Raw genomic sequence first — 21,433 nt, forward strand, 5'->3', positions numbered from 1 at the left:
GTTAAGTAAGTGCTTACGGCATCACGCTATCTGTGGTGTATTTCCCCTGTCTGACCGCCTGACGACGCCAGACCAACAGCACCGCAGTAGAGACCATTGTTCCCACCAGCGCCGCGCCAAACCAACCTGCCGCCGCGACAAACGCGCCATGCCCGGCATCCTGCAGCAAAAAGAGCGAGAAAATACCGGCCCCCGGCGTGGATAAGCCAATGCCCATCGCGCCAACGATCGCGCCCGTCAGCATTGAGCCCAGCACAAAGGAGCCGATAACCCGCAAGGGATCTTCAATCGCCATAGGAATCGCCCCTTCGGTGATCCCGGCCAGCCCGAGTAGCCAGGTTGATTTGCCGGTCTCAATCTCAAACTGCTTGAATAACTGGGGTGCCAGCGAAGTGGAAGCCGTGACGGTAAAAGCCGACACCATTTTGACGGAGGCAAAAATGGCATAAGGTCCATACACACCGTTAGCCATCGCCCCAAGGCAGAACGCATATGCGGCTTTATTGACGGGACCGCCTAAATCAAACGAACACATAAAGCCGAGGATAGCGCCGAGCAGCAGCGCGTTTGCGCCGGATAATCCGTTAAGCCAAGCGGTCAGGGAGTTATTCACCCAGGCAACCGGCTCTCCAATGACAAACAGCATCAGGCTGCCGGCCACTAACGTTCCAATAACCGGGTAGAGGTAAAACGTTAAAAAACCGTTGAATTTACTGCTTAGGCGGAGATGGTTTTTCACCCACCGCATCAGATAGCCGGCAATCAAACCGCCCGCGACGCCGCCAAGAAAACCGGAGCCAATCAGGTTTGCGGCTAAACCGGCTGCAAACCCTGGGGCCAATGCCGGCTTGTCCGCCAACGAGTACGCCGTATACGCCGACAGCACAGGAACCATGAGCGTACCCAGCATTCCGCCACCCAGTTGGCGATACATCCAAAGCCATGATTTCTCCAGGCTATAGACCTCCTGAAGACCGAAAATATGCGCGATTAAGACCGCTACCGCCAGTACGGTACCACCGGCCACAATCAGTGGGACGGCAAATGAAATCCCGCTCAGCAATGCCTGCTTTAAATCGGCTTTTAGCCCTTTCTTCACCTCAACCGGCGCCGCGCTAATCCGCGGTCCTGTCGCGGGCTCAAGGGCGAGCGCTTGTTGTATGAGCGCCTTTGCATGACGCAGCGGTTCAGCAACCGGAACGGTTATCGCTGGAATACCGTGAAAACGCTCACGCTCTTTAATGGCCACCTCAGCGGCGAAAATGCAGGCGTGCGCCTCGTTAAGCTGCTGGGCCGTCAAACGCCCTTCAATGCCGTTCGCCCCCTGCTTTTCGACCACCACATTCACTCCTAGCTGCCTGCCCGCTTTCTCCAGATACTCGGCGGCCATATAGGTATGCGCGATGCCGGCGGGGCATGCGGTCACACAGACAATTGTCGGTGCGTTGTCCGCCACGACCTCGTGTTGCACCGCAGGTTTATTGTCCAGGGCAGCCAGCACCTCCTCCGCGCTTGCTGCGGCCATCACCCGCGCGCGTAGGTCATCGTCAGCCAGACGTGTCGTCAATTCAGTAAGGATCTGGATATGCGTGGAACCGGCCTCATCCGGAGGGATCGCCAGTAAAAAGATCAGTTCAACGGGCTCCGGCCCGTCGATCCCCTCCCAGGCCAGCGGCTCCCCTAAGGTAGCAACGGCAAAAGCGGCCTCTTTAACCGCAGACGTTTTGCCATGTGGCACCGCCAGCCCCTCGCCGAGCGCCGTTGGCCCTAGGGACTCCCGGTGAAAAACTTCCGCCAGATAGGCATCGGTATCCGTAATTTTGCCTAATTCAGCCAGCCGCTGAGCAAGCTGGCGAATGGCATCATCCCGATCAATGAATCGCGCATGCAAACAGACCGCACGAGGGTGGGACAGAGTCGTCAGGTTCATCATGATCCTCAGGAGGTATCGTTATTGTGTGTCGGGATTCTGCCAGACAATACAATACCTTTATGTGATCACTTTCACTAACGATGATTATTTGTATTAAATTTGTATTGTTTACTAATTGGCGGATGTCGGCATAATTCATCTTACATATCTGAGATTCATGCCTACAAAAGTGAACGAAATGAGCAAAAAACCGATGTACCGCCAGATCGCAGAGGCCTTACGCGAGCAGATTACTAAAGGGGAACTGAAGCCTGGCGACGCCCTTCCCACCGAATCAGCGCTCCAGGCGGCTTATCACGTTAGCCGCGTCACCGTGCGGCAGGCGCTAAAATCGCTGACAGAACAAGATATTATCGAAAGCATTCAGGGCAGCGGCTGGTACGTAAAAGAAGAGCGCGTCAATTATGATATTTACCAGCTCACCAGCTTTTATGAAAAGCTGGCCGACCGGCATGTCGAGACGCACAGTGAAGTGAAAGTGTTTGAAGTGATCCCGGCCAGGAAAGAGCTTGCCGAGCAGTTGCAGATCGCCGAAACCGATAAAGTCTGGCATATCAAACGAGTGCGCTTTATTAAACAAAAAGCGGTCACGCTAGAAGAGACCTGGATGCCCCTCGCACTTTTCCCCGATCTCACCTGGGAAGTGATGGAGAATTCGAAATATCACTTTATTGAGCAGATCAAAAAGATGGTGATCGAACGCAGCGAGCAGGAGCTGATCCCGGTGATCCCCAATGCGGAAACCGTTGAGTTACTGGGTATCGCCGCGGACAAACCGGTGCTGGAAAAGATATCACGAGGCTTTCTCCAGGACGGTCGCGTGTTTGAATATAGTCGTAACACCTTCAAAAGCGATGACTACAAATTTACGCTCGTGGCAAAGCGTCGCCATTAAAAAAGGCCGCCCAGGGGCGGCCAACCATGTCGAAACTAGACACATAAGGCCTCCTCTTTCCCTGTATGCGCGGGAATTCGCTGAGGAGGCAGAGAGGATTACTTAATAACGGATTTCAGCGCTTCACCGATGTCGGCCAGGCTGCGAACGGTTTTCACGCCAGCGGCTTCCAGTGCGGCAAACTTCTCGTCTGCTGTACCTTTACCACCTGCGATGATGGCACCTGCGTGGCCCATACGCTTGCCTTTCGGCGCGGTCACACCCGCGATGTAGCCAACCACTGGCTTGGTCACGTGATCTTTAATGTAAGCAGCCGCTTCTTCTTCTGCACTACCGCCGATCTCACCGATCATCACGATAGCTTCAGTCTGCGGATCTTCCTGGAACAGCTTCAGGATATCGATGAAGTTAGAGCCAGGGATCGGGTCACCGCCGATACCTACACAGGTAGACTGGCCGAAACCGTAGTCAGTAGTCTGCTTAACCGCTTCATAGGTCAGAGTACCGGAACGGGAAACGATGCCAACTTTACCCGGCTTGTGAATGTGACCCGGCATGATACCGATTTTGCATTCGCCTGGGGTGATAACGCCTGGGCAGTTAGGGCCGATCATGCGAACGCCCGCTTCGTCCAGTTTCACCTTCACGGTCAGCATATCCAGAGTTGGGATGCCTTCGGTGATGGTGATAATCAGTTTGATGCCTGCATCGATAGCTTCCAGAATGGAGTCTTTGCAGAACGGAGCCGGAACGTAGATAACGGTCGCGGTGGCGCCGGTCGCTTCGACCGCTTCACGCACGGTGTTGAACACCGGCAGACCCAGATGCTCAGTACCGCCTTTACCTGGCGTTACACCGCCAACCATCTGCGTACCGTAAGCAATTGCCTGTTCAGAGTGGAAAGAACCCTGGCTACCGGTAAAGCCCTGACAGATAACCTTGGTGTTTTTATCGATTAAAATGGACATTATTTCCCCTCCACTGCGGCAACAACCTGCTGTGCTGCGTCCGTCAGACTTTTCGCTGCAATAATATTCAGGCCGCTGTCAGCCAGTTTTTTCGCGCCGAGTTCGGCGTTGTTGCCTTCCAGACGAACGACAACCGGGACGTTAACGCCCACTTCTGCTACCGCGCCGATGATACCGTCAGCGATCAGGTCGCAACGAACGATACCGCCGAAGATGTTCACCAGAACCGCTTTCACATTGTCATCAGACAGGATAATTTTGAACGCTTCGGTGACGCGCTCTTTGGTTGCGCCGCCGCCAACGTCTAAGAAGTTAGCCGGTTCGCCGCCGTGCAGTTTAACGATATCCATGGTGCCCATTGCCAGGCCCGCACCGTTCACCATACAGCCGATGTTACCGTCCAGCGCAACGTAGTTCAGTTCCCACTGTGCCGCCTGCGCTTCACGTGGATCTTCCTGAGACTGGTCGCGCATTTCGCGCAGGTCAGCCTGGCGGAACAGCGCGTTGCCGTCAGCACCCAGTTTGCCATCGAGGCAGATCAGGTCGCCCTGCTTGGTCACAACCAGCGGGTTGATTTCAATCAGCGCCAGATCGCGCTCAAGGAAAATGGTCGCCAGACCCATGAAAATTTTGGTGAACTGCTGAACCTGTTTACCTTCCAGACCCAGTTTGAACGCCAGTTCACGACCCTGGTAAGGCATAGGGCCCGCCAGCGGATCCAGCGCAACTTTGTGGATCAGGTGTGGGGTTTCTTCCGCCACTTTTTCGATTTCCACGCCGCCTTCAGTAGACGCCATGAACACCACGCGACGGGAGCTACGGTCAACAACCGCGCCCAGGTACAGTTCTTTACCGATATCGGTCGCTGCTTCAACCAGAATCTGGTTAACCGGCTGGCCGTGTGCGTCCGTCTGATAGGTCACCAGACGTTTGCCCAGCCAATGCTCAGCAAACGCGCGGATATCTTCTTTCGAGTTGACGACTTTCACACCGCCCGCTTTACCGCGGCCACCAGCGTGAACCTGACATTTCACTACCCACGGGCCAGCGCCGATTTTTGAAGCGGCTTCTTCTGCTTCGCGCGGAGTAGTACAGGCATAACCCACCGGAGCCGGTAAGCCATAGCGGGCAAAGAGTTGTTTTGCCTGGTATTCATGTAAGTTCATGTGTTCTATCCATCCTATAAAATGTTATTGAGTTGTGGTCTGGATCTTCAGTTCTGCATAGCACTTTGCGAACCCTCTCCCCGCGCGGGGAAAGGGCCGCCAACATCACTACACGTCCAGCAGCAGACGTGTCGGATCTTCCAGCAACTCTTTAATTGCCACCAGGAAGCCTACGGATTCGCGTCCATCGATCAGACGGTGGTCATAGGACAACGCAAGGTACATCATTGGCAGAATTTCAACTTTGCCATCCACCGCCATCGGGCGATCTTTAATGGCATGCATACCCAGAATCGCGCTCTGAGGCGGGTTGATAATCGGGGTAGACATCAGGGAGCCGAAAACACCGCCGTTGGTAATAGTGAAGTTACCGCCGGTCAGGTCTTCTACGGTCAGTTTGCCGTCGCGGCCTTTCAGCGCCAGCGTCTTGATGTTCTTCTCAATGTCAGCCATGCCGAGGGCATCAACATCACGCAGAACTGGGGTCACCAGGCCACGTGGCGTAGAAACGGCCATGCTCACGTCGAAGTAGTTGTGGTACACCACATCATCGCCATCGATAGAAGCGTTCACTTCCGGATAGCGTTTCAGCGCTTCAACCACTGCCTTCACATAGAAGGACATAAAGCCCAGACGGATGCCGTGACGTTTTTCAAACGCGTCACCGTACTGCTTACGCAGATCCATGATTGGCTTCATGTTGACTTCGTTGAAGGTCGTCAGCATGGCAGTAGAGTTTTTCGCTTCCAGCAGACGCTCGGCAACGCGCTTACGCAGACGCGTCATCGGTACACGCTTCTCGGAACGACCCGCCAGCGGTGCAACCGGTGCAGCAGCGGCTGCAGCCGGAGCTGGTGCGGCTTTCGCCGGCGCTTTCGCCAGATGTTTTTCAACGTCTTCGCGAGTCAGACGGCCACCAACGCCAGAGCCTTTAATGGCGCTGGCATCAAGGTTGTGCTCAGCCAGCAGGCGACGAATCGCAGGGCTCAGAGCATCGTTAGACTGTTCTTCCAGAGAAGCCTGCTGGCGCTGAGCCGGAGTAGACTCTTTAGCTTCAGACTTCGCGCTGGTCTCTTTACCGGCGCTGTTGCCTTCGCGCAGGCGACCCAGGATCTGACGAGAGGTCACGGTGGTGCCTTCATCTTCCAGAACGGCATCCAGAATGCCATCCGCCGACGCCGGTACTTCCAGTACCACTTTGTCAGTTTCGATTTCTACCAGCACTTCATCACGAACTACCGCATCGCCGGGTTTTTTATGCCAGGTTGCCACGGTAGCATCTGCTACGGATTCAGGCAGGTCGGGAACCAGAATATCTACGCTACTCATTTTGTATCCTTAATTAATCGACGTTCAGCGCGTCATTGACCAGATCTTGTTGTTGCTTCTGGTGAACAGACATATACCCTACCGCCGGCGAGGCGGAGGCTGGGCGACCTGCGTAACGCAGAGCGGCCCCAAATGGAATCACATCACGGAAATGATGCTGGCTGCAGTACCATGCACCCTGGTTAAGGGGCTCTTCCTGACACCAGACGAAATCATGTACGTGAGCAAATGGTTTCAATGCATCCTGTACTGCCTGGTGCGGGAACGGATACAGCTGTTCGATACGCACAATGGCAACATCTTTCTGGTCGTTTTTACGACGTTGTTCCAGCAGGTCGTAGTACACCTTGCCTGAACACAGTACCACGCGTTTCACGCCCTGCGGATCCAGCTCATCGATCTCGCCGATGGCCGGCATGAAGGTGCCGTTTGCCAGTTCGTCGAGCGTTGAGACCGCCAGCGGGTGACGCAGCAGCGATTTCGGTGACATGACCACCAGCGGACGGCGCATCCCGCGCAGCGCCTGACGACGCAGCATGTGATAAACCTGAGCCGGAGTCGACGGCACGCAAACCTGCATGTTCTGCTGAGCGCAAAGCTGCAGATAACGTTCCAGACGCGCGGAGGAGTGCTCCGGACCCTGCCCTTCATAACCGTGTGGCAGCAGCATCACCAGACCGCACATACGGCCCCATTTCTGCTCACCGGAAGAGATGAACTGGTCAATAACAACCTGAGCGCCGTTGGCGAAGTCGCCGAACTGGGCTTCCCAGATGGTCAGCGTGCGCGGCTCAGCGGTCGCGTAACCGTATTCAAATGCCAGCACCGCTTCTTCAGACAGTACGGAGTCCCAGACCTTAAAGTCGCCCTGGCCGTTATGCACGTGCTGCAGCGGCGTGTAGGTCGAACCGTTAGACTGGTTATGGATAACCGCGTGACGGTGGAAGAAGGTCCCGCGACCGGCATCTTCGCCTGACAGACGAACCGGAACGCCCTCGTCCACCAGCGTGGCGTAGGCCAGGTTTTCTGCACCACCCCAATCGAACAGCTTCTCACCGGCGGCCATCGCCTGGCGGTCACCGTAGATTTTCGCTACGCGAGACTGCATTTCAATGGCGTCAGGCACGGTGCTGATACGGTTAGCCAACTCCTGCAGGCGCTTCATGTCAACCTTGTTCGGGTAGCTTTCGTCCCATTCATGGTTGAGGTATGGAGACCAGGTGAAGGAATGCATGTTCATTGGACGCCACTCTTTCACCACGCATTCGCCCGCGTCCAGCGCGTCGCGATACAGGTTAACCATCTCGGTGGCATCTTCCAGCGTCGCCACTTTGTCGGCTTCCAGCTTGTCAGCATAGATTTTGCGCGGAGTAGGATGCTTTTTGATTTTCTGGTACATCAGCGGCTGGGTTGCGCTTGGCTCGTCGGCTTCGTTGTGGCCGTGACGACGGTAGCAAACCAGATCGATGAACACATCGCGTTTAAAGGTATTACGGAAGTCCAGCGCCAGGCGGGTCACGAAAGCAACGGCTTCCGGGTCATCCGCGTTAACGTGGAAAATCGGCGCCATTACCATCTTACCGATATCAGTACAGTATGGCGTTGAGCGTGCATCCAGTGGGTTCGAGGTGGTGAAGCCCACCTGGTTGTTGATAACGATACGCACGGTACCGCCCACTTCATAACCACGCGCTTTGGACATGTTCAGGGTTTCCTGAACCACGCCCTGCCCGGTCACTGCAGCGTCACCATGAATGGTGATTGGCAGAACCTGGTTGATGCTCGGCTCATCCAAACGATCCAGACGCGCACGAACGGAACCAATAACCACTGGGCTTACAATTTCGAGGTGCGATGGGTTAAACGCCAGCGCCAGGTGAACCAGGCCACCCTCGGTTTCGATATCCGAAGAGAAGCCCATGTGGTACTTCACGTCACCGGTGCCGAGGTGTTCTTTATGCTTACCGGAGAATTCGTCGAACAGTTCCTGAGGCTGTTTACCCAGCACGTTAATCAGTACGTTCAGACGACCGCGGTGCGCCATACCCAGCACCACTTCACGCGTGCCGCTCTTACCCGCATGGCGGATCATCTCTTTGAGCATTGGCACCAGCGCATCGCCGCCTTCCAGCGAGAAGCGTTTCGCACCCGGGAATTTCGCGCCCAGGTAACGTTCTAGCCCTTCGGCCGCGGTCAGTTCGCTCAGGAAACGCGTTTTTTCTTCTGCGCTAAAGGTGGCATGGCCCGCTTCAAAACGCTGCTGAATCCAACGTTTTTCTTCGGTGTTGGTAATGTGCATGTATTCTGCGCCGATGTGACCACAGTAGGTCTGTTTCAGCGCGTCAATCAGCTCACCGAGCTTCATCGTCTCTTTGCCGATAGCAAAAGAACCGACGTTAAAGCTCTCCTGGAAGTCAGCTTCAGTCAGATCGTGGAAAGCGGGGTCTAAATCAGCCACTTTATCCTGCTGCCACAGTCCCAGCGGATCGAGGATCGCATGCTGGTGACCACGGAAGCGATATGCGTTGATAAGCTGCAGGACTTTAACCTGCTTCGCATTCGTATCAGGGTCGGAAACGGAAGAAGAGTAACGCGAGGCGTCCTTCGCCAGACGACGGAAATAATCACGCGTTGTGGAATGGAGTTGATCCGGTTTGACTCCGGTACCAGGTAACTGCTGGAACGTCGAACGCCAGTTAGCGTCTACCGAGTCAGGATCGGTTAAGAAGTCTTCATAGAGCTGTTCTATCCAGCTCTGGTTTGAGCCAGAGAGGTAAGAAGAGTCCAACCAGGCTTTCAAAGCGCTGTTCTGCATCGTGATCCCTTAAGCATTTTTATGCTTACTTCGCCGTGGATACTACCACGCACACCGCTGTGCGTGCCGGGGTTCACCTGTTGCGGACTGTCGTGTCATCTGCGTCCGCTAAGGAACCTTTAAAAACTGTCTAATAATCTTCGTCGTTCTGGCTGCGGCTTGTCGCGCTACAAACGTCTCGATTATTGCTCTCTAATTCATGGCAGTTTTTAGAGGTTTCCTGCATAGCCGGGGAATCGCTTCCCCGGCAACCACTTCTACTTACGCACTACGTTGCAGCAGCATCGACTTAATATGGCCGATGGCACGCGTCGGGTTCAGCCCCTTAGGACATACACTGACGCAGTTCATGATGCTGTGGCAGCGGAATACGCTGAAAGCGTCACTCAGCCCTTCCAGACGGCTTTCGGTTTCGGTATCGCGGCTGTCAATCAGGAAGCGATACGCGGCCAACAAGCCTGCCGGTCCGACGAACTTATCCGGGTTCCACCAGAACGACGGACAAGAAGTAGAACAACATGCGCAAAGAATACACTCGTACAGACCATCGAGCTTCTCACGCTGCTCCGGCATCTGCAGATGCTCACGAGCCGGAGGATTTTGCCCATTATTCAATAAGTAAGGCTTAATCTTCTCATATTGTGCATAGAATTGCCCCATGTCTACCACCAAATCGCGGATAACAGGCAGACCTGGCAGCGGACGGATAACAATTTTCTTGCCCGGCTGATTCAGCGCGGAGATCGGCGTGATGCACGCCAGACCATTTTTGCCGTTCATGTTCAGGCCATCGGAGCCACAAACCCCTTCACGGCAGGAACGACGGAACGACAGAGACGGATCTTTTTCTTTCAGCTGGATCAACGCATCCAGCAGCATCATGTCGCGACCTTCTTCCGCTTCGAGGGTGTAATCCTGCATACGCGGAGCATCGTCGACATCCGGGTTATAACGATAAACTGAAAACTCGAGTTTCATATTCCTGTCTCCGCATTAGTAAGTACGAATCTTCGGCGGGAATGCCGGACGCAGTTTCGGTTCCATATTGACGCTACGACGCGTCATGGATTCCGACTCTGGCAGATACAGGGAATGGCACAGCCAGTTTTCATCATCACGGTCCGGGAAGTCGAAGCGACTATGCGCGCCACGGCTTTCGGTACGGAAGTTCGCAGACACCGCGGTGGCGTAAGCAGTTTCCATCAGGTTATCCAGCTCCAGGCACTCAACGCGCTGGGTGTTGAACTCGCTGGATGTGTCATCCAGACGGGCATTTTTCAGACGCTCGCGAATCGCTTTCAACTGCTCAAGCCCTTTCGCCATCGCATCACCTTCACGGAATACCGAGAAGTTATGCTGCATACATTCCTGCAGCGCTTTGCGAATTTCGACCGGGTCTTCGCCGTCACGGTTACCGTTCCAGCGGTTCAGACGTTCCAGAGAAGCGTCAATTTCTTCTTCGGTGGCGTCACGCAGTACGCCCTGTTCAGCGATAGATTCCTGCAGATGCAGACCCACCGCACGACCGAAGACCACCAGATCCAGCAGCGAGTTGCCGCCCAGACGGTTCGCACCGTGTACCGATACGCAGGCGATTTCGCCCACTGCGAACAGCCCCGGAATCACCACGTCTTCACCCTGCTCGTTCACGGTCAGTGCCTGGCCGCTCACTTTGGTCGGAATACCGCCCATCATGTAGTGGCAGGTTGGGATAACCGGAATTGGCTCTTTCACTGGGTCAACGTGCGCAAAGGTGCGGGAAAGTTCGAGGATACCCGGCAGACGGGACTCGAGAACTTCTTTACCCAGGTGGTCAAGCTTCAGCTTCGCATGCGGGCCCCATGGGCCATCGCAACCGCGGCCTTCACGGATTTCGATCATGATGGAACGCGCCACCACGTCACGGCCCGCCAGGTCTTTCGCATTCGGGGCATAACGCTCCATAAAGCGTTCGCCGTGTTTGTTCAGCAGGTAGCCACCTTCACCACGACAGCCTTCTGTTACCAGAACACCCGCGCCGGCGATCCCGGTTGGGTGGAACTGCCACATTTCCATATCCTGCACCGGCACACCAGCGCGGATAGCCATACCTACGCCGTCACCGGTGTTGATGTGGGCGTTGGTAGTGGACTGATAAATACGGCCAGCACCGCCGGTTGCCAGCACGGTTGCGCGGGCTTTGAAGTAAACCACTTCGCCGGTTTCGATACACAGCGCAGTACAACCTACGACCGCGCCATCGGCGTTTTTCACCAGATCCAGCGCATACCACTCGGAGAAGATCGTGGTGTGGTTTTTCAGGTTTTGCTGATACAGGGTGTGCAACAGCGCGTGGCCGGTACGGTCAGCTGCCGCTGCGGTACGTGCCGCCTGCTCGCCGCCGAAGTTCTTCGACTGGCCGCCAAACGGACGTTGATAGATGGTGCCATTGTCCAGACGGGAGAATGGCAGGCCCATATGGTCCAGTTCCAGAATCGCTTCCGGACCGGTTTTACACATATATTCGATAGCGTCCTGGTCACCGATGTAGTCCGACCCTTTTACGGTGTCGTACATGTGCCATTCCCAGTTATCTTCATGGGTATTACCGAGCGCGACGGTGATACCACCCTGCGCAGACACGGTATGGGAACGGGTCGGGAACACTTTAGACAGCAGCGCACAGCTCTGGCCGCTTTGGGAAATTTGCAGCGCCGCGCGCATACCTGCGCCACCGGCACCAATCACAACAGCATCAAATTCTCTGACTGGCAGTTTCATCACACACCCCACACCACAACAAATCCATAGATAACGTAAACCAGCAGCGCAACAACAATAACCAGTTGCAGCGTCAGGCGCAGAGCCAGAGGTTTAACGTAGTCGGTTAACACCTGCCACATGCCAATCCAGGCATGAATCAAGATCGAGAACAGGGCCAGCAAGGTGAATACTTTGGTGAACGCAGAGGCAAAGAAACCACTCCAGACTTCCCACGTGACGTCCCCCGTTACCGCGAAGAAGCCAACCATGTAGATAATGTAGAGCGTCAGAACGATGGCGGTAGCGCGGACCAGGATGAAGTCATGTACGCCGTTGCGTCCTAATGCTGAGGCGTTGCTTACCATACGAGGACTCCTGCAAGAATTGAAAGCACGACAGTAATAACAAAAGAAATTTTCGCGGAGCGCTTACCGGCTTCGAGGGTTTCTTCCAGATAACCGAAATCCATTAACACATGACGGATACCGACCACGGCGTGATACGCCAGCGCCGTCAGGATGCCCCACATGATGAATTTGGCGAAGAAGCTGCCCATGATGGATGAAGCGGTTTGGAAGCCTTCCGGAGAAGAGAGACTGGTGCCCAGCAGCCACAGCAGAATACCGACCGCCACAAACGTGATCACACCGGATACGCGATGGAGAATGGACGCTATCGCTGTTATAGGGAACCGGATTGTTGTCAAATCCAGATTGACAGGTCTTTGTTTTTTCACATTTCTTATCATGAATAACGCCCACATGCTGTTCTTATTATTTCCTTCCTCCGGTCCGCAGGCGGGTCAAGCAGCGTCCTTTCTATAACTTCGCGTCATGTAAAAATCTGCTCACAGATGCTAAAACGACACGTTGCAACGCTGGGTGGCTCGGGATTGCAGGGTATTCCGGAGACCTGGCGGCAGTATAGGCCGTTCACAAAATCATTACAATTAACCTACATATAGTTTGTCCGGTTTTATGCAGAACAGTGATCATGCTCACGATTAAAACAATTTTTTAAAAATTAACCACGTGATTTGACAAATATTAAACATTATTGTTACAACCATTACCTGTAAAAGCATATAATGCTCAAAAGTTATGGGGTCACTCTTTCACCTGATAATAAGTTATGTAACAGTGTGATGGAGTTGACCTAACCTATCAGGACAGTTATTAGTGTTGTTCAGGTTTGAATCATCGGATTGCTAAGACCCTGATTTGCTGTTGTTTCACTGTAGATTAGACGTGCACCGTCAAGCGCCCTTTGCTCTGTACCCTTGCTTTATTTCTTCAACAGAGCCGTGAGCCAAATAACAAACAGGCAACGTCGAAATATGTTTTGAATTGCAAATCCGGCATCCAGCAGTCTTAAGCAAAAAGGCGCTAAGGAGACCGTAAATGGCTGATACTAAGGCAAAAATCACTGTAACCGGTGAAAATGCTATTGAACTTGATGTGCTAAAAGGTACGCTCGGTCAGGATGTTATTGATATCCGTAGTCTTGGTTCGAAAGGCATTTTTACATTTGACCCTGGTTTTACCTCCACCGCATCTTGTGAATCTAAAATCACTTTTATTGATGGTGATGAAGGGATCCTGTTGCACCGTGGCTTCCCGATTGACCAACTCGCCACCGAGTCTAACTACCTCGAAGTCTGCTACATCCTGCTGTACGGTGAAAAACCTTCTCAGGCTGAATTCGACGAGTTCACCACTACCGTCACTCGCCACACCATGATCCACGAGCAGATTACCCGTCTGTTCCACGCGTTCCGCCGCGACTCTCACCCAATGGCGGTGATGTGCGGTATTACCGGCGCACTGGCGGCGTTCTATCACGACTCGCTGGACGTGAATAACCCACGTCATCGTGAAATTGCCGCTTTCCGTCTGCTGTCAAAAATGCCAACCATGGCAGCGATGTGTTACAAATATTCTATCGGTCAGCCGTTCGTCTACCCACGTAACGACCTCTCCTATGCCGGTAACTTCCTGCGCATGATGTTTGCCACCCCTTGTGAAGAGTATGTGGTCAACCCTGTGCTGGAACGCGCTATGGACCGTATTCTGATCCTGCACGCTGACCACGAACAGAACGCATCAACCTCGACCGTTCGCACCGCGGGTTCTTCCGGCGCTAACCCATTCGCTTGTATCGCGGCCGGCATCGCTTCACTGTGGGGGCCTGCACACGGCGGCGCCAACGAAGCGGCACTGAAGATGCTCGAAGAGATCAGCTCCGTTAAGCACATCCCTGAATTTGTCCGCCGTGCGAAAGACAAGAATGATTCTTTCCGCCTGATGGGCTTTGGCCACCGCGTGTACAAGAACTACGACCCGCGCGCCACCGTGATGCGTGAAACCTGCCATGAAGTACTGCGTGAACTGGGTTCAAAAGACGATCTGCTGGAAGTGGCAATGGAGCTTGAGCACATCGCGCTGAACGATCCGTACTTTATCGAGAAGAAACTGTACCCGAACGTCGACTTCTACTCCGGTATCATCCTGAAAGCGATGGGCATTCCGTCTACCATGTTCACCGTGATCTTCGCGATGGCGCGTACCATTGGCTGGATTGCGCACTGGAATGAAATGCACACCGACGGCATGAAAATTGCGCGTCCTCGTCAGCTTTACACCGGCTACGAGCAGCGTGACTTCAAATCAGACCTCAAGAAATAAGCGAGAGTTTGAGAATAAAAAAAGCGCCTGCGGGCGCTTTTTTTATAGCCGGAGCCAGGCAAACTGGCTCATCAACTTAATGCTGGCAGCCAGGACACCAATAAAACGGACGCGAAGCAAGCAGGGTCCGCTCAATGCGTGTGCCGCATCGTTCACAAGGTTCGCCATCACGATGGAAAACCTTAAAGCGAAACAGTGCGCCGTGGTGTTTATTGTCATCCACCTGCCCACGCGTGTGATAGGACAGCCTTGGGATCTCCAGCAGCGCCTGCGCCAGCGCATCGAGCTGCGCATCACTTAGTTGTGACGCTTTATGGTCGCCGGTAAGCCCAACCTGCCAGAGGATCTCAACGCGTAAATAGTTACCAAGCCCGGCCAAAAATGCCTGATCCAAAAACAGCCCGGAGAACTGCCGGTTACAAAACTTCGTCGACAGCAGTCGCTCTTTAACTTTTCGTGGCGTTAGCGTCATATCGAGCACGTCAGGCCCCACGCGCAGTAAAAATGGATGCGTCTTCAGCTGTTCTGGCGTCAGCATTTCGATATCCGATGCGCTATACAACAGGATCGTGTTATCCGCCGTTTCGAGCTTTACCCGCAGAACTCGCCTGGTCTCTGGTGTATCCCCGGTCTTCACCACGCGCCAAACGCCGTACAGCTGATTATGGCTATACAACGTCAATCCCCCAGAAAAGTGGGTGAGCAGCGCTTTGCCACGCGTTTCAACCTGGGTGACGTGTTGCCCAATAAGCGCAGACGCATAGGTTTTTAATTCGGGAAAAGCGAACCAAACGTCGGTGAGCGGTTTGTTTTTGATAGCCACTTCCAGGCTGTCCGCTGCGCGGCGAATTTCCGGGCCTTCAGGCATGCTCGTGTCCTTAATCAGTCAAAACGCCAACTATCCTGAGCGCCTCAGCCGAGGTTAGCAAGCGTAATGATGCACGATCAGGTACGACAAACCGTAAACTCAAAGGTGCGAAATGGTGAGTTGTTATCCTCCAGCAATAGCTTTGCGCCCTGGAAGTGATTTTTGGCGACAAACGGCGTCCTCAATACGCCTAATGCCCCTTTCCAGGCACCGTTCCATTCCAGGTACATAATTAAATATGAAGCAGTTAACTGTTCCCATGAAGAAAACTGCTGTTGAATAAGATCACCAATGATATTAAGAAACCCTCTTGCTTCACGCTCATCAATATAACCAACTGAAAACCCTATTCGTGTCAACCATGAGGCTCTGACCAGATCAAAACCGGTTATTGGGCAAGTATCAACATTTTGAAACGGCAATCCCTGCTGCTGCAAAAAATCAATATATCGTTCCTTCGCCGCCACGGAGTTAAGGTAAAAGCGAGAAAAATCAATTGAATTATTTATCAATTTTCTAATGACTTTGCGTAGCTTGCGGTCATTATCAATATCCCACACTGTATTCATTAACAGCCGCGCTTCTTTTATATCTTCCTGATTCGTTAAATCCAGTTGTTCAAGTGAATTGATGTAGCTAATTGAGGTTGGGTAACGGCCCGTATCGCCAATCAGAAAGAGTGACTCTGCGCAGGCTGCACGTTGTTCACCGGCTGATTTCAGCGGATAGCAGGGTTGAGTATTATAAAGCTGACCAATGACAAACTCGTGGAGTTCTTTACTCCGGGACGACGCACACACATGAAGGACTAAAGAAAACGCCGCCCACGCCATGAGTCCCCACGTGAGAACATGAAATATAAAATGATTATTTATTAGATGGAATCGCGCCTGTGCAATGCCACCGATAATTAATATAACAATTGGCCACGCAATTTTACGCACCATAAACATCCATCCCTGGTTAATGTGAAGTAACAGCTAACCTCATGCCAGCCAATTCATACTCAACGAATGTAAGCACAACCGGCTCGACTACGCCAGCGGAGAGTTTTACGTCAATTTCAAATAGGAATAAATTAACTATTTAAAAGATATATACCGACACGAAACATATAAAAAATGAATAACGCGAGAAGCTTAATTGATTCTGCTTCTCGCGTTATTATGCCTGAACGATAATGCCCTGAGCGGCGAACGCCGCACGCAGACGCCGCGCAAAGGCCAGCGCATGTTCACCGTCACCATGCAAACAGACCGTTTGCGCATTGACCGATGTCCATTGACCCTCAATGCTGCGTACCCGCCCACGCTGAATCATCTCCAGCGTTTGCGCCAGCGCTTGTTCTTCATTTGCTATCAGTGCACCAGGCTGGCTGCGCGGCACCAATTGTCCACTCGCCTGGTAACCGCGATCGGAAAAAACCTCCTGCCGAGTCGGTAGCCCTAGACGTTCGCCCGCGCGGATCAGTTCGCTGCCTGCCAGCCCAACCAGAATTAAAGCTGGGTTCACAGCCAACACCGCCCTGGCGATCGCATCCGCCAGAACGGAATCGGTTGCCGCCTGGTTGTACAGCATGCCGTGTGGCTTCACGTGACGCAGAAGCCCGCCCTCGGCCTGCACAATCGCCGCCAGCGCCCCCACTTGATACAGCGTTTGGGCGTAAACCGTTTCTGGCGGTAGCTGCATCGCCGTGCGGCCAAAGTTATCCCGATCGGGGAAACTCGGATGCGCGCCCACGGCAACGCCGTTTTTTATCGACTCGCGCACGCATGCCAACATCATTAGCGCATCGCCAGCATGAAAACCGCAGGCAATATTGGCCGAGGAGACCAGCGTCAGCAGCTCCGCATCGCTGTTACAGCCCTCCCCCACATCAGCATTAAGATCAATCATCATCGCCCAATCGCCATGCTAATTGTTCCAGGTAGCGCTGCTGATCGTGACGCGCTTTCAGCGCCTCTTCGAGGCTACAGCGCATAAAGTGAATCGGCTGCCCTAGTGGGATCTGCGCTAGCTGGAACATATCGGCCTCGATAATACAGGCGATACGTGGGTAACCGCCGGTGGTCTGCGCATCGTTCATCAGCACAATCGGCTGACCATTGTGTGGGACCTGTACCACGCCGGGAACCAGACCGTGGGAGAGTAGCTCACGCCCCGCGCTTCGCTTCAACGGCTGGCCGCTCAGGCGATACCCCATGCGATTACTCTGCGGGCTTAGGTGCCACGGCGAACGCCAAAAGCTCTCCTGCGAAATTTCATCAAATTCGTGGTATTCCGGCCCCGGCAACGCGCGAATATGGTTGCTTGGCAGCAGCGGCTTAACCCCGCGCGGTTCTTTAAAGGTTCGCGATGGTTGCCCTAACGGCAGGACGTCACCATCCTGAAGACGGCGTCCTTCCAGCCCACCGATCCCCACATTGAGATCGGTGCTACGCGATCCCATTACCGCAGGAACGTCAATGCCACCCGCCAGCGCCAGATAGCTACGAATGCCATGCTGCGGGCGCTTTAGCGTGAGCGTCTGCCCCGCCTTCGCCCAGTGTAGCCAGCCGCTCCACACCGCTTCGCCGTCGAGAGTGGCTTCACAGCCGGCTCCCGTTAAGGCAAACCAGCCGTCGCGAGCAAAGCGAAATGCCGCCATGCCGAGCGTAATTTCCAGCGCCGCCGCATTGGCATCGTTGCCCACCAGCAGGTTTGCCGTCATGAGTGCAGGTTTATCCATTGCACCACAGCGGCTGACGCCAGACTGCCGAAGCCCATCGCGTCCACAATCTTGTACCGTGGTGTACATCCCCGCTCGCATCACCGTCAGCATATTCCCTCCTTTTGCGGAACAAAACGCACCGTATCACCCGGGCGCAGCAAGATAGGCTCTTCGCGATTCGGCGAAAACAGCGCCAGCGGCGTACGCCCGATCAACTGCCAGCCGCCGGGTGTTGCCAGGGGATAAATCCCGGTTTGTACACCGCCAATGCCCACCGATCCCGCCGGTACCTGTACTCTTGGCTCCGCCCGACGCGGCATAGCCAGCTGAGAGGGTAGCCCACCGAGATACGGGAACCCCGGCTGAAAGCCGAGGAACCACACCACATAGTCAACGGACGCATGCAGCTCAACCACCTGTTTAGGCGTCAGGCCGCTGATGCTCGCCACTTCCGGCAGATCCGGGCCGCTGTCACCGCCGTACACCACCGGAATATCAATACACCGTGATTCAGGCTCCAGCGCTTCGCTCTCTTCCCACCAGCGTTGCAAACGCTCAATCGCATCCAGCGCTTGGGTTTGCGGATCACGTAGGGTGACCGTGATGTTATTCATCCCCGGAATGGCATCGACCACGCCGGGCATCTGGGCCACACGCTGGGCTAAACGCCAGACGCGTTTTTGACTGGTGAGCGTCACCGGCGGTTCCAGTTCCAGCACTACCGCCGTTTCTCCTAATAAATAACAACGCGCTCGCTGCACTTTATTCCCTCATTTTCAGGCCGGGTTGGCGATATCGACAAAGGTGACATCCAGATCGGTTGTCTCATTGAGCCATTCACTCAGCGCGCGAATGCCGCCGCGTTCGGTGGCATGATGCCCCGCGGCATAAAAATGCAGCCCCTGCTCACGGGCGGAATGAATTGTCTGCTCCGACACTTCACCGGTAATAAACGCATCGACGCCAAAACGCGCCGCGCTGTCGATAAAGCCCTGGCCACCGCCGGTACACCAGGCGACGCGCGCGACTTTATCTGGCCCGGTATCCCCGCTCCACAGCGGTTTTCGCCCCAGACGAGCTTCAATCCATGATGCCAGCTCAAGACCGGAAACCGGCATCGACAGCTCGCCCCACGGTACCAGCGCTTCAATCTCCCCTTGAATGTTGATGCCCAGAAGCTGCGCCAGCTGCGCGTTATTTCCCAGCTCAGGGTGCGCATCCAGCGGCAGGTGCCAGCCATAAAGATTGATATCGTTTGCCAGCAGCGCCTTCAGGCGGTTGCGTTTCATGCCGCGAATCACCGGTGATTCGCCTTTCCAAAAGTAGCCGTGATGAACAATCACTGCATCCGCCTGCTGGCGAATGGCCTCATCAATCAACGCCTGGCTGGCAGTGACGCCGGTGATAATTTTTTGCACCGTTTCACGCCCTTCAACCTGCAGGCCGTTAGGCGCGTAATCGCTAAAGGCGGCGCTGTTGAGTTTTTCATTAATCAGTTGTTCTAGCTCAGTATTTTTCATCATCGCTCCCTTTGCCATTGATGCTGTACTACAGAATAAAATAGCGTCCTGCGGCCGCTGCGTCGATACGCAATTCCTCACACACCCTGCCTCACCGCGTAATTACGCGCAATAAGTGCTTAAACAATACGATTTGACTGTTTTAATGTGACGCAGTTAATGTATATTTATGCAACCATACCGCATATTACAAAGATAATACGATTTTCATCGTATGATTACAGTATAGAAACAAAACCTTACGCAGCGTGGCTGTGCCAGGTTTAGAGGTCAGATGTGCAATGAATAAATCACACTCGCAGCCGAAGGCGATTTACTACGTCGTCGCTCTGCAAATCTGGGAATACTTCAGCTTCTATGGCATGCGCGCGCTGCTGATCCTGTATCTCACTAACCAACTCAAATATAACGATACTCACGCTTACGAGCTGTTCAGTGCCTACTGTTCGCTGGTTTACGTCACGCCTATTCTCGGCGGCTATCTGGCCGATAAAGTTCTTGGCAACCGCATGGCGGTGATGCTGGGTGCGCTGCTCATGGTGATTGGGCACATGGTGCTGGGCGCCAGTGAAATCGCCCCCATGTTCCTGTATTTATCGCTGGCCATTATCGTCTGCGGTTACGGTCTGTTTAAATCTAACGTCAGTTGCCTGCTGGGTGAATTGTATGAACCGACCGATCCGCGTCGTGACGGCGGTTTCTCGCTGATGTACGCCGCAGGTAATGTCGGGTCGATCATCGCACCAATTGCCTGCGGCTTTGCTCAGGAACAATACAGCTGGGCGATGGGCTTCACCCTCGCCGCCGTCGGGATGCTGGCCGGTCTGGTGATCTTCATTAGCGGCCGTCGCCACTTTGCCCACACCCGCGGGGTGAACAAAGAGGTGCTGTGTGCAACGCGATTCCTGATGCCAAACTGGGGCTGGCTGCTGGCACTGCTGGTGGTTGCACCGCTGTTTATCACCGTGTTGTTCTGGCAGGAGTGGTCGGTTTACGCGCTAATTGTCGCCTCAATTATCGGTTTGGTGGTGCTGGCAAGAATTTACCGTCGTGCGGAAACCGCTGAGCAGCGTAAAGATCTGCGCCTGATTATGGTGCTGACCTTCTTCAGCCTGCTGTTCTGGGCTTTCGCTCAGCAGGGCGGTAGCTCTATCAGCCTGTATATTGACCGTTTCGTCAATCGCAACGTATTGGGCTATGAAGTACCAACCGCCATGTTCCAGTCGGTGAACGCCTTTGCCGTCATGGCCTGCGGCGTGGTGCTGGCGTGGTTGATTAAAGAACAGGTAACCCGCAACCGCGACCTGCGGATTTGGGGTAAATATGCGTTGGGCCTCGGCCTGATGAGCGCTGGCTTCTGTATCCTGACGCTGAGCGCCCGCTGGTCCGCGACCTACGGTCACTCATCAATGCCGCTGATGCTGCTGGGGCTGTCGGTGATGGGCTTTGCCGAACTGTTTATTGACCCGGTAGCGATGTCGCAAATCACCCGGATTCAGATCCCGGGCGTGACCGGCGTACTGACCGGTATCTACATGCTGCTCTCGGGGGCAGTGGCGAACTACGTTGCCGGTCTTATTGCTGACCAGACGTCGCAGGCCTCCTTCGATGCCGCAGGTGCGGTGGATTACTCCATCAACGCTTACATCGAGGTGTTTAGCCAAATCACCTGGGGCTCCGTCGCCTGCGTCGCCGCCGTATTGGTTATCTGGCTGTACCATTCGCTGAAAGTTCGCAGCCGCCGGTTGGCCGCTGAGGCTTAATGCCACCACGAGGTCTGATAATTCAGGCCTCGCTTCTTTC

The 21,433-nt window shown here is 54.2% G+C and carries 18 protein-coding genes; 3 read left to right on the forward strand and 15 right to left on the reverse strand.

Going from position 1 to position 21,433, the window contains the following annotated elements; genetic code table 11:
• Window positions 1–13: 13 nt before the first annotated feature.
• On the reverse strand, window positions 14–1,930 hold the full coding sequence (gene mngA, locus KCR01S_RS14525; RefSeq protein WP_061283411.1) for a PTS 2-O-a-mannosyl-D-glycerate transporter subunit IIABC: 1,917 nt from the start codon (window positions 1,928–1,930) through the stop codon (window positions 14–16).
• Between the two features lie 181 nt (window positions 1,931–2,111).
• On the opposite strand from mngA, the gene KCR01S_RS14530 reads away from it, so the two are divergent.
• Entirely contained in the window at window positions 2,112–2,828 is a 717-nt protein-coding gene (locus KCR01S_RS14530) for a GntR family transcriptional regulator (protein WP_167348829.1), read from the forward strand.
• Between the two features lie 98 nt (window positions 2,829–2,926).
• Here the strand turns inward: KCR01S_RS14530 and sucD are convergent, their stop codons facing one another.
• From sucD to sdhC, 8 genes are all read right to left on the reverse strand, one after another.
• A complete protein-coding gene (gene sucD / locus KCR01S_RS14535; RefSeq protein ID WP_052284862.1) occupies window positions 2,927–3,796 on the reverse strand; it encodes a succinate--CoA ligase subunit alpha in 870 nt (289 codons plus the stop codon).
• Window positions 3,796–4,962: an ADP-forming succinate--CoA ligase subunit beta gene (sucC, locus tag KCR01S_RS14540; protein ID WP_003022927.1), complete on the reverse strand. Its 1,167-nt coding sequence runs from the start codon at window positions 4,960–4,962 to the stop codon at window positions 3,796–3,798. Before sucC ends, sucD begins: the two co-directional genes overlap by 1 nt.
• Before the next feature lie 108 nt (window positions 4,963–5,070).
• Window positions 5,071–6,291 (reverse strand): 2-oxoglutarate dehydrogenase complex dihydrolipoyllysine-residue succinyltransferase, encoded by a 1,221-nt coding sequence (gene odhB, locus KCR01S_RS14545; RefSeq protein WP_061283412.1) that lies wholly within the window; start codon window positions 6,289–6,291, stop codon window positions 5,071–5,073.
• 13 nt (window positions 6,292–6,304) lie between these two features.
• A complete protein-coding gene (gene sucA, locus KCR01S_RS14550; protein WP_061283413.1) occupies window positions 6,305–9,106 on the reverse strand; it encodes a 2-oxoglutarate dehydrogenase E1 component in 2,802 nt (933 codons plus the stop codon).
• A gap of 261 nt (window positions 9,107–9,367) precedes the next feature.
• On the reverse strand, window positions 9,368–10,084 hold the full coding sequence (gene sdhB / locus KCR01S_RS14555) for a succinate dehydrogenase iron-sulfur subunit SdhB (protein WP_061283414.1): 717 nt from the start codon (window positions 10,082–10,084) through the stop codon (window positions 9,368–9,370).
• 15 nt (window positions 10,085–10,099) lie between these two features.
• Window positions 10,100–11,866, reverse strand: a complete 1,767-nt coding sequence (gene sdhA, locus KCR01S_RS14560; protein WP_052284858.1) for a succinate dehydrogenase flavoprotein subunit — start codon at window positions 11,864–11,866, stop codon at window positions 10,100–10,102.
• Window positions 11,866–12,213, reverse strand: a complete 348-nt coding sequence (gene sdhD / locus KCR01S_RS14565; protein ID WP_052284857.1) for a succinate dehydrogenase membrane anchor subunit — start codon at window positions 12,211–12,213, stop codon at window positions 11,866–11,868. Before sdhD ends, sdhA begins: the two co-directional genes overlap by 1 nt.
• The gene (gene sdhC / locus KCR01S_RS14570) at window positions 12,207–12,611 is read right to left on the reverse strand and encodes a succinate dehydrogenase cytochrome b556 subunit (RefSeq protein WP_052284856.1); all 405 of its coding nucleotides are present in this window, start codon (window positions 12,609–12,611) and stop codon (window positions 12,207–12,209) included. The genes sdhD and sdhC overlap by 7 nt, the downstream gene beginning before the upstream one ends.
• A 637-nt stretch (window positions 12,612–13,248) precedes the next feature.
• Here sdhC and KCR01S_RS14575 point away from each other — a divergent pair.
• The gene (locus KCR01S_RS14575) at window positions 13,249–14,532 is read left to right on the forward strand and encodes a citrate synthase (RefSeq protein WP_061283415.1); all 1,284 of its coding nucleotides are present in this window, start codon (window positions 13,249–13,251) and stop codon (window positions 14,530–14,532) included.
• Between the two features lie 76 nt (window positions 14,533–14,608).
• Here KCR01S_RS14575 and nei read toward each other — a convergent pair whose 3' ends face one another.
• From nei to KCR01S_RS14605, 6 genes are all read right to left on the reverse strand, one after another.
• Window positions 14,609–15,400 (reverse strand): endonuclease VIII, encoded by a 792-nt coding sequence (gene nei, locus KCR01S_RS14580; RefSeq protein ID WP_061283416.1) that lies wholly within the window; start codon window positions 15,398–15,400, stop codon window positions 14,609–14,611.
• 77 nt (window positions 15,401–15,477) lie between these two features.
• Window positions 15,478–16,347, reverse strand: coding sequence for a DUF1266 domain-containing protein (locus KCR01S_RS14585; RefSeq protein WP_167348830.1), 870 nt, complete (start codon window positions 16,345–16,347; stop codon window positions 15,478–15,480).
• Window positions 16,348–16,564: 217 nt separating this feature from the next.
• Entirely contained in the window at window positions 16,565–17,299 is a 735-nt protein-coding gene (gene pxpA / locus KCR01S_RS14590) for a 5-oxoprolinase subunit PxpA (RefSeq protein WP_061283418.1), read from the reverse strand.
• Window positions 17,289–18,221, reverse strand: a complete 933-nt coding sequence (gene pxpC / locus KCR01S_RS14595) for a 5-oxoprolinase subunit PxpC (RefSeq protein ID WP_061283419.1) — start codon at window positions 18,219–18,221, stop codon at window positions 17,289–17,291. Before pxpC ends, pxpA begins: the two co-directional genes overlap by 11 nt.
• Entirely contained in the window at window positions 18,215–18,871 is a 657-nt protein-coding gene (gene pxpB, locus KCR01S_RS14600) for a 5-oxoprolinase subunit PxpB (protein WP_061283420.1), read from the reverse strand. The genes pxpC and pxpB overlap by 7 nt, the downstream gene beginning before the upstream one ends.
• 15 nt (window positions 18,872–18,886) lie before the next feature.
• Window positions 18,887–19,630 carry a type 2 GTP cyclohydrolase I gene (locus tag KCR01S_RS14605; RefSeq protein WP_061283421.1) on the reverse strand — a complete coding sequence of 248 codons (744 nt, stop codon included), beginning with the start codon at window positions 19,628–19,630 and terminating at the stop codon, window positions 18,887–18,889.
• 281 nt (window positions 19,631–19,911) lie between these two features.
• Here KCR01S_RS14605 and dtpD point away from each other — a divergent pair, with 281 nt between their 5' ends.
• Entirely contained in the window at window positions 19,912–21,393 is a 1,482-nt protein-coding gene (gene dtpD, locus KCR01S_RS14610; RefSeq protein WP_061283422.1) for a dipeptide permease DtpD, read from the forward strand.
• Window positions 21,394–21,433 lie beyond the last annotated feature (40 nt).

This window comes from Kluyvera cryocrescens NBRC 102467 (genome assembly GCF_001571285.1).
In the GTDB taxonomy this organism is placed as follows: domain Bacteria; phylum Pseudomonadota; class Gammaproteobacteria; order Enterobacterales; family Enterobacteriaceae; genus Kluyvera; species Kluyvera cryocrescens.